We start from the raw sequence: 16,678 nt of genomic DNA, 5'->3' as shown, positions 1-16,678 counted from the left end.
TACGCTGAGCTATCCGGCCGGCACCCCGAATCAATGCAGAAATGCCTGATCAGCGCAGTTCCACCCGGCCCTGTCGGGCATGTTCGCGGTCGTATGCCTCCTGCGCGTCGAGCATCGCGCCGAGGTGGTCGTGCGCCCACTGGACGGCCAGCTCGATGGCGGGCAGCAGGGTCCGACCCAGCTCGGTCAGGCCATAGTGGACGCTGCGCGGCGGGCCGGGCTGCTCCATCCGGGCGACGAAGCCGTCCCGTTCCAGGCCGCGGAGCGCCGCCGTCAGCACCTTCGCCGTGACCGGGCCGATCTGCGCCCGGATGTCGGAGTACCGCATCGGTCCCTCGGCCAACAGGGAGATCACCATCGCCGTCCACTTGTCGCCGATGTGGATCGGCGCGATGCCGGACGGGCAGACCGGATCGAAGCGCGAGGTGGAGTCCGTCACCGATCCAGCCTAACGAGGTTTCCCGGAAGAAACCTCGGTGCTCGTTACCGTGGCACGCCGGCGCCGTTCGCAGCCGTACAGCCCGTACGCGTGGGCGGCAAACCGGAACATCGGCATCGCGAGAGAGGGACGACCAGTGACCAAGATCGTAGTGTTCGGCGCAGGCGGCAAGGCGGGCAGGGCGATCGTGGCCGAGGCCGCCAGCCGTGGGCACGAGGTCGTCGCGGTCGTCCGGGACACCACCCGGTACGCCGACCTCTCCGGCTCCGGCGTCGAGGTGGTCGCCGGCGACGTCACCGACCAGTCGCAGGTCGCCGCCCTGGTCAAGGGCGCGGGCGCGGTGGTGAACGCGGTCGCCCCCGGTGCCGGGGACAACATGGCGACGTTCTTCGCCGCCGCCGCCGGCGCGCTCGTCAACGCCGTCGCCGAGACCGGCGGGGGCCGCCTGGTCGCCATCGGCCTGTCGGCCTACCTCGACGCCGCGCCCGGCGTCCGGGTCATGGACACCCCCGGCTTCCCGGCGCAGTTCCAGGACTTCGCCAAGGCCCACGCGGCGGCGCTCGACGTGCTGCGGGAGGCGCCGGCGACGGTCGAGTGGTCGGTGGTGGTGCCGGCGATGGAGTTCGACCCGGAGGGCGAGCGGACCGGGGCGTACCGCGCGGGCGACACCGGCATGCTTGCCGACGCCGACGGTGCCAGCCGCATCTCCTACCGCGACTTCGCCATCGCCGTCCTCGACGAGGCCGAGCAGGGCGCACACCCGCGCACGCACTTCGCCGTCGCCTACTGAGCTCCGGCGCGGAGCACACCGCGTCCTGACCGTCGGCCCGGAACGCCGCGTCCGGGCCGGCACGAGTGGTAGCCGGCGCGGGGCGTCGCCCGCCCGGCCGCCTGGACGCGGGCCGGAACCCGCCCGGTCGGCTGCCCGCAATGGGCGCGGCAGCCGACCGGGCGGGTGGCCCGGGGGTCCCGTGACCGGGGTCGACCGTCCACGACGGACCCACCCCTGTGCCGGCACAGGACTGAAGCCCGGGCCGGCTGCGGCCTCCGCCACCGGCCCCCGGTGCGAGGGGTAGCCGGTGGCGGCGGCCGCAGCATGACAGGGCGGCAGGTCGACCGGAGTGCCCGGCTACCGGGCCTGCGGCTGGGAAACCGCCGGCCGCGGCCAACGGCACCGCCGACATCCACCGCCTCGGCCGCCGCCGCGCCTGGTTCCTGGTCCCGGCTCTGGCATTCGGCACGGCACAGCGGTCCGCCCATGGCTGGAGGGTAGATTCGCTGGCCGCTGGCCGCTGGCCGCTGGCCGCTGGCCGCTGGCCCGCCGGAGGTATCCCGCGCGTGGGGTACGTGACCCCGGGTCTCCTCGGATCGACCGTCTGCCGTGCCCCGGACCCGGTCGCTCGTCGCCCGGAGTTGGCCCGTTCTGCTCGCCGGGGCGTGGCCCCGCGCGGGGCAGCCCCCGTCCTGCTGCGCGGAGGGCCGGGCGCGCGTCGGATCGTCGTGCCGGTCGCGTGCCCTGTTTCCGCGCCGGTCGTCCGCTGCGTCCACGACCGGTGGCGTGCTTTCCCTCTCTGATTGTTCGCGTTCTCCCGGAGCGTCGACGCCGGCGCGGTGAATTGTTTCCGCCGGGGAACGGTCTTGTTTCCGCCGCCACCCCCATTGTCGGTGGCCGCTGATCCACTTTCGAGCATTTTCCCAGCGTGGTAATTGCGCGCCGCAGGGTCGTGGTGTCGTACGCCACTGGCCAGCCGATGACGAAACAATACGAGTCCGGTTCTGATCAGCATGCGTATCGGTGCTCCGGTGCCCGTGGTCGATGTGGCGGCGGCCGCCCCGCCGGTGTGGCCGGGCGGGTGCCGGCCCCGCCGCCGCCCAGAGTCGCGCCGGCCGGAAAGTGCACTACGGCGGCCCTTTTGGATCGGCATCGCCGCCCGGCGCGGCCGGGTTCGTCAGGTGGCGACCGGTCAGTTGCCGCCCGTCGTCGCACGCTGCGGTGGCGGCGCTGGGTCGGCCGGGTCCAGCGCGGGGAGGTGACCGAAAAGGGAGCAGAATGCGTTGCCGATAAACATCGATTAAACGGAGAGTTGACGATTCTAGGGGAAATCTAGGGGTTGAAGGCAATCGATCACTGATCGACTCTGGACGGGTCGTTGGCGGAGCGGATCGAAGCACCTCTCTCGATCACCTGCAATTCCCACGCGCTTCGCGTCACTGGGCCCACCGCGTCGAACCCGGGGGAAATACGTGGCTGTCCTGCACGGATACGAGTCGACTGATTCCACGGCGGACATCGCGATCACCGGCATCGCGTGCCGTTTTCCCGAAGCACCGGACCCTGCCCGATTCTGGGAATTGCTCGTGGCGGGCCGCAGCACCGTGCGGGACGTCCGGGACCGCTGGCCCGCCGCCACCGGGGCCGCCCGCTGGGGTGCCTTCCTGACCGAGGTCGACACCTTCGACGCGCCCTTCTTCGACATCGGCGCCCGCGAGGCCGCACTGCTCGACCCGAGGCAACGTCTCCTGCTCGAACTCGGCTGGGAGGCACTGGAAGACGGCCGGGTGCCCGCCGACACCGTGGCCGGCACCCCGTTGGGCGTGTTCGTCGGCACCACCTGGGACGACTACGCCCAGGTGGCACACCGCCACCGCACCGCGCTGCGCTCCGGCCACGCGATGACCGGCCTGCACCGCAGCATGATCGCCAACCGGCTGTCGTACTTTCTGCGCGCCAACGGGCCGAGCGTCACCGTCGACACCGGCCAGTCGTCCTCGCTGGTGGCCGTCCACCTGGCCTGCGCCAGCCTGCGCAGCGGCGAGTCGACGACCGCGCTCGCCGCCGGGGTGAGCCTGGCCCTGCTACTGGAGAGCAGCCACATCTCCGACGACTGGGGCGGGTTGTCCCCCGACGGTCGCTGCCACACCTTCGACGCCCGCGCCAACGGCTACGCCCGGGGCGAGGGCGGGGGAGCGGTCCTGCTCAAACCGCTCGACCGGGCGCTCGCCGACGGCGACCGGATCTACTGCGTGATCCGGGGCAGCGCGGTCTCCGCCGGTGCGGGCAGCACCCCCACCACCCCCGACCCGGCCGCCCAGGAGGCGACGCTGCGGGCCGCCCACCGCCGCGCGGGCACCACCGCCGCCGACGTCCAGTACGTCGAACTGCACGGCACGGGCACCCGGGTCGGCGACCCGATCGAAGCCGCCGCGCTGGGCCGGGCGCTCGGCGACCCGGCCGCGCCGCTGGCGGTCGGCTCGGTAAAGACCAACATCGGCCACCTGGAGGGTGCCGCCGGCATCGCCGGACTGATCAAGACCGCGCTGGCCGTACGGCACCGCCAACTCCCCCCGAGCCTGCACTTCGCCACCCCGAACCCCGACATCGACCTGCCCCGGCTCGGCCTGACGGTGGTCACCGACCCGACGCCCTGGCCGCGCCCGGACCGGCCCCTGGTGGCGGGGGTCAGCTCGTTCGGCATGGGCGGGACGAACTGTCACGTGGTCCTCGGCGAGGCCCCCACCGACGCGCCGCCGGCCGCCCCGGTGACGCCGGACGTGCCGGTCGTTGCCTGGCCGGTGTCCGCGAAGTCCGACCAGGCCCGGGACGCCGCCGTGACGCGCCTGCGGGAGGGCGACGCCGACCCGGCGGCGGTGGCCTGGTCCCTGGCCACCACCCGGGCTGAGCTGACCCACCGGGCCGTCGTGGTCGGCGACCGGGTGCTCACCGGCCAGGCGGGCGACACCGCCCTGGGATTCGTGTTCGCCGGTCAGGGTGCCCAACGGGTCGGCATGGGACTGCGCCTGCACGCGGCCCACCCGGTCTTCGCCGCCGCCTTCGACGAGGTGTGCGCGCTGGCCCGGGTGGACCTACGCACGGCGATCAGCACCGGCGACGGGCTCGACGCCACCGGCACCACCCAACCCGCCCTGTTCGCCGTCGAGGTGGCGCTGTTCCGGCTGCTGGAGTCGTGGGGCGTCCACCCCGACGTGCTCGTCGGCCACTCGATCGGCGAGATCGCCGCCGCGCACGTCGCCGGCGTGCTCGACCTGCCGGACGCGGTGCGCCTGGTGTCCGCACGCGGCGAACTGATGCAGGCGCTGCCCGCCGGTGGGGCCATGGCGAACGTCCGCGCCGCCGACTCCGTCGTACGCCCGTTCCTACGCGACGGCGTGGTCGTCGCGGCCGTCAACGGCCCCGACGCGACGGTGCTCGCCGGACCCGCCGGGCCGCTGCGCGCGGTCACCGGGGAGATCGCGGCGGCGACCCGGGCCCGGGTACGGCACCTGCGGGTCAGCCACGCCTTCCACTCCCCCCTGATGGACCCGATGTGCGACCGGTTCCGCCGGGTCCTGTCGACGGTGACGTTCCGGCCGGCCACCCTGCCCGTCGTCTCCACCGTGACCGGTGCGCCCGCCGACCTGACCGACCCCGAACACTGGGTACGCCAGGTACGCGAACCGGTGCTCTTCCACGCCGCCGTCACCGGGGCCGGCACCGCGTACCACGTCGGCACCTGGCTGGAACTCGGACCGGACGGCTCACTGTCCACCCTGATCGACGGCGGCGTCCCCACCCTGCGCGTCGACCACGACGAGGCCACCAGCATCGTCACCGCCGCCGCGACGGTGTGGACCCGTGGTCACCGGGTGGACTGGCGCAGCCTGCTCGGCGGGGCGGGCCGCGTCGTCGACCTGCCCACCTACCCGTTCCAACGCACCCGGCACTGGGTCGGTGCCCGGCCGGAACCCATCCGGACCGACCGGCCGGCTGCCGACCGCGACCTCACCGCCGAGATCGACGTCCTCGTCCGCCGGGTGCTCGGCGGACGCGCGCCCGCCGTCATCGCGCCCACCACCACGTTCCACGACCTGGGCTTCACCTCGCTGCTGGCGGTCGAGCTACGCGACGAACTCGCCGCCGCCACCGGTCTGGTCCTCCCCAGCGGGCTGCTGTTCGACCATCCCACCCCCGCCGCGCTCGCCGAACGGCTCACCGTGCTGCTGGCCGACAGCGACCCGGCCCCCGACGACGAAGCCGACGACGACACCGCGACCGTCGTGGACGAACCCGTCGCCATCGTCGGGATGGCCTGCCGCTTCCCGGGCGGGGTGGCGTCACCGGAAGACCTGTGGACACTGCTCGTCGGCGGCACCGACGTCATTGGAGAGTTCCCCGACGACCGGGGTTGGGACCTGACGGCGCTGCGCGACTCCGGCCGGCTCGGCACCGGCTCGGGCGGGTTCCTCGCCGACGCCGCCGGCTTCGACGCCGCGTTCTTCGGCATCTCACCCCGTGAGGCGCTGGGCATGGATCCACAGCAACGGCTGCTGCTGGAGGTCTCCTGGGAGGCGCTGGAACGCGCGGGAATCGCCCCCACCTCCCTGCGGAACAGCCGGGTCGGCGTCTTCGCCGGCGCGACCGGGGGCGACTACGGCCCCCGGATGCACGAGGCCCACCCCGACGCCGAGGGCTACCTGCTCACCGGCATCAGCCCCAGCGTCGCCTCCGGCCGCATCGCGTACACCCTCGGGCTCACCGGGCCGGCACTGACGGTCGACACGGCCTGCTCGTCGTCGCTGGTCGCCGTAGACCTGGCGGCATCGGCGCTGCGCAACGGCGAGTGTTCGCTGGCGTTGGCCGGGGGCGTCACCGTGATGTCCACGCCGGGCATGTTCGTCGAGTTCAGCCGGCAGGGCGGGCTGTCGCCGGACGGCCGGTGCAAGGCGTTCTCGGCCGACGCGGACGGCACGGGATGGGCCGAGGGCGCCGGGATGCTGGTGCTGGAGCGCCTGTCGGATGCGCGTCGCCAGGGTCACCGGGTGTTGGCGGTGGTGCGGGGTAGTGCGGTGAATTCGGATGGTGCGTCGAATGGTTTGACGGCGCCGAGTGGTCCGTCGCAGGAGCGGGTGATTCGTCGGGCGTTGGCGGTGGCGGGTGTGTCGGTGTCTGACGTGCAGGTGGTGGAGGGTCATGGGACGGGTACGCGGTTGGGTGATCCGATCGAGGCGGAGGCGTTGTTGGCGACGTATGGGCGGGGTCGGTCGGTGCCGTTGTGGTTGGGGTCGGTGAAGTCGAACCTTGGTCATACGCAGCATGCGGCGGGTGTTGCTGGGGTGATGAAGGTGGTGTTGGCGATGCGGCACGCGATGGTGCCGGGGTCGTTGCATGTGGGTGAGCCGTCGGGGTTGGTGGATTGGTCGTCGGGTGCGGTGGAGGTGGTGCGGGAGTCGCGGGAGTGGGTGGTGGCTGAGGGGGGTCGTCGGCGGGCGGGGGTGTCGTCGTTCGGGATCAGTGGGACGAACGCACACGTGATCGTGGAGGAAGCGCCGGACGAGCCGGAGATGCCGGCCGGCGGCGGTTCGCCCGTGTCGTCGGGACACACCCCGGGGGTGGGTACGCCGGTCGGCGGCGTGGGGTCGTCCGCCGAGGTGGTGGCCGCGCCGTCGAGGGTGACGCCGTGGCCGGTGTCGGCGCGGTCGGTCGCCGGGGTGTGGGAGTTGGTCGGGCGGCTCGGCGGGTTGGCTGTGGGTTCGGGTGACGGGGCGGGGGTGGTCGGTGGTTCGTCGGCGGTGGATGTGGGGTGGTCGTTGGCGTCGACGCGGTCGGTGTTCGACGAGCGGGCGGTGCTGCTCGACGGTGTGGTGATCGCGGACGGGGCGTCGCTGGCTCCGGGGGTCCGGGCGTTGGCGTCGGGTGGGTTGGGTGTGGTGTTCGGGGGTCAGGGTGGTCAGCGGGTGGGGATGGGCTCGGGTCTGTATCGGGCGTTTCCGGTGTTCGCGTCGGTTTTCGATGAGGTGTGCGACCTGTTGGGTGGGGAGGTGCGGGAGGCGGTGACCTCCGGGGTGGGTTTGGACGACACGGGTGTGGCGCAGCGGGCGTTGTTCGCGGTGGAGGTGGCGCTGTTCCGGCTGGTCGAGTCGTGGGGTGTGCGTCCGGCGGTTCTGGTGGGTCATTCGATCGGGGAGATCGCGGCGGCGCATGTGTCGGGGGTGTTGTCGTTGCCGGATGCGGTGACGTTGGTGTCGGCGCGGGCTCGTTTGATGGCGGCGTTGCCGGTGGGTGGGGTGATGGTGTCCTTGCGGGCCTCCGCTGATGCGGTGCAACCGTTTCTGTCCGACGACGTGGTTGTTGCGGCGGTGAATGGTCCGTCGGCGGTGGTGATCGCCGGCCCGGAGCAGCAGACCTTGGAAGCGGCGGAGGCGGTGGCTGCTGTGTTGGGTGTGCGGCAGCGGCGGTTGTCGGTGAGTCATGCGTTTCATTCGCCGTTGATGGAGCCGATGCTCGACGAGTTCCGCACGGTGGTGGAGGGGTTGTCGTTCCATCCGGCACAGATCCCGGTGGTGTCGACGGTGACGGGTCAGGTCGGTGGTCTGGGGGAGCCGGACTACTGGGTGCGGCAGGTGCGTGAGCCGGTGCGGTTTCATGACGCGATCGAGGCGGCTGGTCCTCGCTCGTGGTGGGAGTTGAGCGCGGATGGTGGTTTGTCGTCTCTGTTGGCCGACGGTGTCCCGATGCTGCGGCCGGGCGTGGACGAGGCCAGGTCGGCGGTGAGCGGGTTGGCGCAGGTGTGGGTGCGGGGGCACGAGGTCGACTGGCGGGGGTACTACGGCGGCGGCAAGACCGTCGACCTGCCGACGTACCCGTTCCAACGGCAGCGGTACTGGCTCGACAACCAGCCGGCGGTCGGGACCACCGGCACCCGGCACGGTCTGCTGTCCACCTCGGTCGACCTCGCCGACGACACGGGAGTGCTGCTGACCGGCCGCGTCTCCACCCGCAGCCACCGCTGGCTCGCCGACCACGTCGTCGACGGGCGGACGCTGCTGCCGGGCACCGCGTTCCTCGAGGCCGCGCTGCGCGCCGGCGTCGAATGCGGCTGCCCCCGCGTCCAGGACCTCACGCTGCTCACCCCCCTCCCGGTCGGCCCCACCGCCGTCACCCTCCAGGTGACCGTCGGGCCGCCGACGGACGACGGCCACCGCACCGTCACCGTGTACGCCCGCGCGGCCGACTCGACCGACTGGACCCGGCACGCCGTCGGCACCCTGACACCCGACCGGCCGGCGTCGGCCGTCCCCCGGCTGCCGGCCGACGCGCAGGAACTGGACCTGACCGGGGTCTACGAGTCCGTCGCCGCACACGGCTACCACTACGGCCCGGCGTTCCAGGGACTCCGCCGCCTATGGCGCACCCCCGACGGTCTGTTCGCCGAGGTGGCCCTCGACGCGGGCGAGCCGGTGGAGCCGTACCTGCTGCATCCCGCCCTGCTCGACGGCGCGCTGCACCCGGCGCTGCCCGGCGTGGCCGACGACGCCCGCCCGGCCGCGTTGCCGTTCGCCTGGTCCGGTGTCCAGGTGCACGCCACCGGCGTCCGCCGGCTCCGGGTGGCGTACACCTGGACGGGGCCGCAGACGCTGTCGATGACGGCCGTGGCCGACGACGGCACGCTGGTCGCCGAGGTCGCCTCCCTGGTCTGGCGGCCGGTGGGCGCGGTACGGCGCGGTGAGGTGCTGACCCGGGGCTGGGTGCCGGCAGCCGCCCCCACCGGCACGTCCCGCCCGGTCACCGCCGTGGCGCTGGCCGCCCGGGGCACGGACCAGGCCGCCGCCGCACACGCCGTCGCCGAGGACGTCCTCGACGAGATCCACGCCGCGCTCGCCACCGACGACGGACCCACCGTGGTCTTCACCGTCGCCGACGACGCACCGGCCCTGGCCGTCGCCGCCGGGCTCGTCCGCTGCGCCCGCACCGAACACCCGGGCCGGTTCGTCCTCCTGCACCACGACACCGAGGTCGACGCGGCGGACCTGGCGCGGGTGGCCGCCCTCGACGAACCGGAGGTACGCCTCGCCGGTGGCGCGCTGACCGTCCCCCGGCTGCGCCGCGACGACCACACCCCGAGCGCCCCGGTCGACCTCGGCGACGGCACCGTCCTGATCACCGGCGCCAGTGGCGCGCTCGGCACCGGACTCGCCCGCCACCTGGTACGCGACCTGGGCGTACGGGGGCTGCTACTGCTCAGCCGCCGGGGTGCGGACGCCCCCGGCGCCGACGAACTCGCCGACGAACTGCGGGCGTACGGCGCGGTGGTGACCGTGGCCGCCGGCGACGCGGCCGACCCGGAGCAGTTGGCCGCCGCGTTCTCCCTGATTCCCGCCGACCTGCCGCTCACCGCCGTGGTGCACGCGGCCGGTGTGCTCGACGACGGTCTCGTCGCCACCCTCACCCCGCAGGCGTTGCACACCGTGCTGCGGCCCAAGGTGGACGCGGCGTGGCACCTGCACCGGCTCACCGCCGACCTCGACCTGGTCGCGTTCGTGCTGTACTCGTCGATCTCCCAGCAGATCGGCGCGGCCGGCCAGGCCAGTTACGCCGCCGGCAACGCCTTCCTCGACGCGCTCGCCGCCCACCGGCACGCCGCCGGCCTGCCCGCCACCTCGCTGGCCTGGGGGCTGTGGGCCGCCGAGGGTGGCATGGCCGAAACGCTCGGCACGGCCGACCTGGCCCGGATGGCCCGTAACGGGGTGGCCCCGCTGCGGCACGACGACGGCCTGGCCCTGTTCGACCGGGCCCTCGGGTTGCCCGGCCCGCTACTGGTCCCGATGCTGCTGGACACCGTCGCGCTGGCCACGACGAACGACCCGGCCGCCCTGCCCGCCGTGTGGCGCGGCCTGGTCCGCCCCCGGGCCGCCCACCCCCGGCCGGTCACCGACGGCCCGTCGCACCGGGACCTGGTGGAGGTGGTCCGTGCCGAGGTGGCGGCCGTCCTCGGTCACACCGACCGGACGAAGGTCGGGGCGCGGGCCGCGCTCACCGACCTCGGTGTCGACTCGCTCACCTCCGTCGAGCTGCGCAACCGGCTCGTCTCGGTCACCGGGCTGGCGCTGTCGGCGACGGTGGTGTTCGACCATCCCACGGTCACGGCGCTCGCCGACCATCTGCGGGAGCTGACCGGCGAGACCGACCCGGACGGCCCGGCGACCGGCACCGGCACCGTCACCGACGCCCACGACCCGATCGCCGTCATCGGCATGGCCTGCCGCTACCCCGGCGGGGTCGACTCCCCGCAGGACCTGTGGCGGCTGGTGGCCGAGGGGCGGGACGCGATCTCCGAGTTCCCGGTCAACCGCGACTGGCCGGAGGACCTCTACGACCCCGACCCGGGCCGCCCCGGGCACAGCTACGTCCGGGAGGGTGGCTTCCTGCACCGGGCGGACGAGTTCGACCCGGCGTTCTTCGGCATCTCGCCCCGCGAGGCGCTGGCGATGGACCCCCAGCAGCGGCTGCTGCTGGAGACGGCGTGGGAGGCGGTGGAACGCGCCCGCATCGACCCGTACTCGCTGCGCGGCAGCACCACCGGTGTGTTCGCCGGGCAGATGTACCACGACTACGCGCCGCCGGTCGACGCGATGCCCGGCGATCTGGAGGGCATCCTGCTCACCGGCAACACCGGCAGCGTGCTCAGCGGCCGGCTGGCGTACGTGCTCGGGCTCACCGGTCCCGCCGTCACCGTCGACACGGCGTGCTCGTCGTCGCTGGTCGCCACCCACCTGGCCGTCCGGGCGCTGCGCGCCGGTGAGTGCTCGCTGGCCCTCGCCGGTGGGGTCACCGTCATGTCGACGCCCGGCACGTTCGTCGAGTTCAGCAGGCAGCGGGGCCTGTCGCCGGACGGGCGGTGCAAGTCCTTCTCGGCGGACGCCGACGGCACCGGCTGGGGCGAGGGCGTGGGCGTGCTGCTGCTGGAACGGCTCTCCGACGCCCGCCGGTACGGGCACCCGGTGCTGGCCGTGCTGCGCGGGACCGCCGTCAACTCCGACGGCGCGTCCAACGGGCTGACCGCCCCCAACGGCGGCTCCCAGCGGGCGGTGATCCGAGCGGCGCTCGCCGACGCCGGACTGACCCCCGGCGACGTCGACGCGGTGGAGGCGCACGGCACCGGCACCCGCCTCGGCGATCCGATCGAGGCGGAGGCCGTCCTGGCCACCTACGGCCACGACCGGGTCGAACCGCTCTACCTCGGGTCCCTGAAATCCAACGTCGGGCACACCCAGGCCGCCGCCGGCGTCGGCGGCATCATCAAGATGATCGAGGCGATGCGTCACGGCACACTGCCGGCGACCCTGCACGTCTGCGCGCCGTCGCCGTTCGTGGACTGGTCCGCGGGCGCGGTGCGGCTGCTCACCGAACCCCGGGACTGGCCCGACACCGGCCGGGTACGCCGCGCCGCCGTCTCCTCGTTCGGGATCAGCGGCACCAACGCGCACGTCGTCATCGAGGCCGCCCCACCGGAGCCGACGCCCACCGCGCCCGACCCCGGCACCGCACCGGCCATCGTGCCGCTGGTGCTCTCCGCCGTCACCGCCGCCGGGCTGCGGGCCCGCGCCGACCAGCTCGCCGACCTCCTCGACGGCAACGCCCCGAGCGCCGACCTGGGCTGGTCACTCGCGGCCACCCGCGCCGACCTGCCCGAACGTGCGGTCGTGCTGGCCGACCACGCCATCGCCCTGCGCGCCCTCGCCGGCCACGACCCGCAGCCCGGACCGGGCGGTGACGCCGAATCCGCCCTGGTGGTCGGCACCGCCGGCGACCACGGTGGCGTCGTGTTCGTCTTCCCCGGCCAGGGCGGCCAGTGGACGGGGATGGCCGCGCCGCTGATGGCACAGTCACCGGTCTTCGCCGCGTCGATGCGGGCCTGCGCCACCGCCCTGGCCCCGTACCTCGACGTCGACGTCACCGACCCGGACCTGGCCCTCGACCGGGTCGACGTGGTGCAGCCCGCGCTGTGGGCGGTGATGGTGTCGTTGGCCGCGCTGTGGCGCTCGCTGGGGGTGGAACCCGACGCCGTCGTCGGACACTCGCAGGGCGAGATCGCCGCCGCCGTCGTCGCCGGGGCGCTCACCCTCGACGACGGGGCAAGGGTGGTGGCGCTGCGCAGCCGGGCCCTGCGCGACATCGCCGGCGGCGGGGGGATGCTCTCCGTCGCCCTGCCGGCCGAGGACGTCGCCGACCGGCTCGCCGGCCATGGTGGACGGCTGTCCATCGCCGCGCTCAACGGGCCACGCTCCACCGTGGTCTCCGGCGACGCCGACGCGCTCGCCGACCTGCACGCCCGCTTCGCCGCCGAGGACGTCCGCTCCCGCATGGTCAACGTGGACTACGCCTCCCACTCCGCGCACATCGAACCCCTCGCCGGGTCGCTCACCGCGCTCCTCGCCGACGTGACACCGCAGCCGCCCCGGGTGCCGCTGTACTCCACCGTCACCGGCCGTCCGCTGACCGAACCGATGGACGCCGACTACTGGTACCGCAACCTGCGGCACACCGTGCTGTTCCACGACGCCGTCACCGAACTGACCGGCCACGGGCACGGCGTCTTCGTCGAGATCAGCCCGCACCCCGTGCTCGCCGTCGGGCTCACCGAGACGGCACCGGACGCCCGCGTCGCCGGCTCGCTGCGCCGCGACCGGGGCGGCCTCGACCAGTTCCTCACCGCCGCCGCGACCGCCTACACCTGGGGGGTGCCGGTGGACCTCACCGCGCTGTTCCCCGGGGCCCGGAGCGTGGACCTGCCCACCTACCCGTTCCAACGCGACAGGTACTGGCTGACCCGGCAACCCCGCGGCGAGGTCTCCGGAGCCGGCCTCGACCCGGCCGCGCACCCGCTGCTCGGCGCGGTGACCGCCCTGCCCGATGGCACGGTCCTGCTCACCGGCAGCGTGTCCCACCGCACCCAGCCCTGGCTGGCCGACCACGTCTTCTCCGGCACGGTCCTGGTGCCCGGCACCGCCCTGGTGGAGCTGGCGCTACGCGCCGGTGACGAGGTCGGCTGCGGTGAGGTGCGCGAACTGACCCTGGTGGCCCCGCTCGCGGTGCCCGACCGGACGCCGGTGCGGGTGCAGGTCCGGGTCGGCACGCCGGAGGCCGACGGCGTCCGGCAGGTCACCGTGCACGGCCGGGCCGCCGAGGACGACCCGTGGACCCTGCACGCCACCGGCAGCGTCGCGCCCGCCACCCCGGACACCCCACCGTTCCCGCTGGTGTGGCCGCCGGCCGGCACGCAACCGGTCGACCTGGACGGCGTGTACGACCGGCTCGCCGCGCACGGCTACGACTACGGGCCGTCGTTCCGTGGCCTGCGCGCCGCGTGGACCGGACCCGACGGTGACGTCTACGCCGAGGTGGCGCTCCCCACCGCCGACGACGACCGGTTCCTCGTCCACCCGGCACTGCTCGACGCGGCGCTGCACCCGATGCTGCCGGGGGTGGTCGGCGACCGGCCGGCGGGTCTGCCGTTCAGCCTGTCGGGCGTGCGGGTGACCGCCACCGGGGCGACCGCGCTGCGCGTACACCTGTCGACGGGCAACCCGGCGGACGGCACCGCGCGGGTCGTCGCCGCCGACCCCGGCGGCACCGTCGTCGCCGTCCTCGACACGGTCGTGCTGCGGCCGGCCGCCGCCCCCGCACCGTCCCGCGACCCCCTGTACCGGGTGGAGTGGACACCCCTCGACCTGCCCGCCGCCGCACCCGTCCCGGCCGGCACCGAGGTGCTCGTGGTCCGCCCGGCCACCACCGGGGACGTCCCCGCCGACATCCGGGCCACCCTGAGCCGGGTCCGCGACGACGTCCGGACCTGGCTCGCCGCCGACCACCCGGACGACGCGCGCCTGGTCGTGGTCACCACCGGCGCCGGCCCCACCGGCACCGACCTGCCGGCCGCCGCCGTCTGGGGTCTGCTGCGCACCGCCCAGACCGAGAACCCCGACCAGGTCGTCCTGCTCGACGTCGACGCCACCGCGGTGCTCGACGACCTGCTCGGCCCGGTACTGGCCAGCGGGGAACCGCAGGTGGCGGTCCGGGCCGCGACGGCGTCCGTGCCCCGGCTCGCCGCCGCCTGGCCCGACCTGGTGCCACTGCCCACCGACGAGGCGCACCGGATGGTCGTCACCCGCCCCGGCACCCTGGACAGCCTGGCCTTCGAACCCTGCCCGCAGGTGTGGCAGCCACTCGGCCCCACCGAGGTCCGGCTCGCCGTGCGGGCCGGTGGCCTGAACTTCCGCGACGTGCTCATCGCCCTCGGGCTGGTCCCGCAGCAGCACGCGCTGATGGGCGCCGAGGGCGCGGGCGAGGTCCTCGCCGTCGGGTCCGCCGTCACCGACCTCACCCCCGGCGACCGCGTGTTCGGCTACTTCGACGGCGCGTTCGCCCCGGTCGCCGTCGCCGACCGGCGGCTGCTGGCCCGGATGCCCGACGACTGGCCGTACGCCCGCGCGGCCACCGTGCCGGTGGTGTTCCTGACCGCCTACTACGGCCTGGTGGACCTCGGCCGCGTCCGCCCCGGTGACCGGGTGCTCGTCCACGCCGCCGCCGGTGGGGTCGGCATCGCCGCCGTGCAGCTCGCCCGCCACCTCGGGGCCGAGGTGTTCGGCACCGCCAGCCCCGGCAAGTGGGACACGCTGCGCGCGCTCGGCCTCGACGACGACCACATCGCCAACTCGCGCACCCTCGACTTCGCGACGGCGTTCCGCGCCACCACCGGCGGACGAGGGATGGACGTGGTGCTCAACTCGCTTGCCGACGACTTCGTCGACGCCTCACTCGGCCTGCTCGCCGACGGGGGACGCTTCCTGGAGATGGGCAAGACCGACATCCGGGACCGCGCCGAGGTGCACGCCGCGTACCCCACCGTCGACTACCGGCCGTACGACCTCACGGCCCTGGCGGTCACCGCACCCGACGCCGAAGGGGCCGAACCGGAGCGGCTGCGGACGATCCTCGCCGAGGTGCTGGACCTCTTCGCCGCCGGGGTGCTCGCCCCACTGCCCGTCACCACCTGGGACGTGCGCCGCGCCCGGGAGGCGTTCCGGGCCCTGCAACAGGCCCGCACCATCGGCAAGGTCGTACTCACCGTGCCGAGGCCGCTGGACCCGGCGGGCACCGTCCTGGTGACCGGGGCCACCGGCACCCTCGGCGGGCTCACCGCCCGGCACCTGGCCGCCACCCACGGCGTACGCGAACTGCTGCTGGTCAGCCGGCGCGGACCGGACGCCCCCGGCGCGGCCGACCTGGTCGCCGACCTGGCCGACCTCGGCGCGCGGGCCCGGGTGGTCGCCTGCGACGTCGCCGACCGCGACGCCCTCGCCGCGCTGCTCGCCGACATCCCCGCCGCGCACCCGCTGACCGCCGTGTTCCACACCGCCGGGGTCCTCGACGACGGGCTGTTCACCGCCCTGACCACCGCCCAGTTCGACACCGTCCTGGCGGCCAAGGTGGACGCCGCCTGGCACCTGCACGAGCTGACCGCACACCGGGACCTGTCCGCGTTCGTGCTGTTCTCCTCGTTCGCCGGGCTGCTGGGCACCCCGGGACAAGCCAACTACGCCGCCGCCAACGGTTTCCTCGACGGCCTCGCCGCGCTGCGCCGCGCCGCCGGGCTGCCCGCCGTCTCCCTGGCCTGGGGACTGTGGGCGCAGGCCAGCGGCATGACCGGGCACCTGTCGGAGACGGACCTGGCCCGGATGGCCCGCGAAGGGCTGCGCCCCCTGGAGGCAGGGGAGGGGATGAGCCTGCTCGACGACAGTCTGGCCGCCGGCCTGCCCGTGGTCGCGCCTACCAAACTCGGCCTGCCCGCGCTGCGCGCCCAGGGTGACGCGCTGCCCGCCCTGCTCCGCGGCCTGGTCACCCGGACCTCCCGCCGGCAGACCGCCACCGGCCAGGCGACGGCCGGCACCCTCGCCGACCGGCTCGCCCCGCTCACCGAGGCGGACCGGACGACCGCCCTGACCGACCTGGTCCGCGCCCAGGTGACCGCGGTGCTCGGCCACGGCGGCGACGGCGTCGTCGACCCCGACCGGGCCTTCCGCGACCTCGGCTTCGACTCGCTCACCGCCCTCGAACTGCGCAACCGGCTCGGCACCGCCACCGGGCTGCGCCTGGCCGCCGGGGTGGTCTTCGACCATCCCACCCTGACCGAACTGGTCACCCACCTGCGCGGCCAGTTGACCCTGGACGCCCCGCCCCGACCGGACGGCAGTCCCACCGGCGTCCTGGCCGAACTGGACCGGCTGGAACAGGCGATGCGTCAACTCACCGACCGACCCACCGGTGCCGTCGCCGACCGGCTGCGGGACCTGCTGGCGATGTGTGGTCCGACCCCGGCGGCCGTTCCCGACGTGGATCTGGACACCGCGACCGACGACGAACTGTTCGCGCTCGTCGACGAACAGAACTGACACCCGACCCTG

General features: G+C 74.3%; 3 protein-coding genes. 2 read left to right on the top strand and 1 reads right to left on the bottom strand.

Translation table 11 applies throughout. The features are described 5' to 3' along the window. Positions 1–49: 49 nt before the first annotated feature. On the bottom strand, positions 50–439 hold the full coding sequence (locus tag ACQP2H_RS19510; protein WP_307799254.1) for a winged helix-turn-helix transcriptional regulator: 390 nt from the start codon (positions 437–439) through the stop codon (positions 50–52). A gap of 136 nt (positions 440–575) precedes the next feature. Between ACQP2H_RS19510 and ACQP2H_RS19505 the strand changes: the two genes are divergently transcribed. Both ACQP2H_RS19505 and ACQP2H_RS19500 read left to right on the top strand, forming a co-directional pair. Further along, positions 576–1,229, top strand: coding sequence for an NAD(P)-dependent oxidoreductase (locus ACQP2H_RS19505; RefSeq protein WP_433228392.1), 654 nt, complete (start codon positions 576–578; stop codon positions 1,227–1,229). A 1,454-nt stretch (positions 1,230–2,683) separates the two neighbouring features. After that, on the top strand, positions 2,684–16,666 hold the full coding sequence (locus ACQP2H_RS19500; RefSeq protein WP_433228390.1) for an SDR family NAD(P)-dependent oxidoreductase: 13,983 nt from the start codon (positions 2,684–2,686) through the stop codon (positions 16,664–16,666). Positions 16,667–16,678: the final 12 nt, after the last annotated feature.

It is taken from the genome of Micromonospora sp. CA-248260, from assembly GCF_050942205.1.
GTDB classification, from domain to species: Bacteria; Actinomycetota; Actinomycetes; order Mycobacteriales; family Micromonosporaceae; genus Micromonospora; species Micromonospora antibiotica.
Note: the sequence above shows the minus strand (reverse complement) of the source record. Positions and strands in the feature narration are given on the sequence as shown.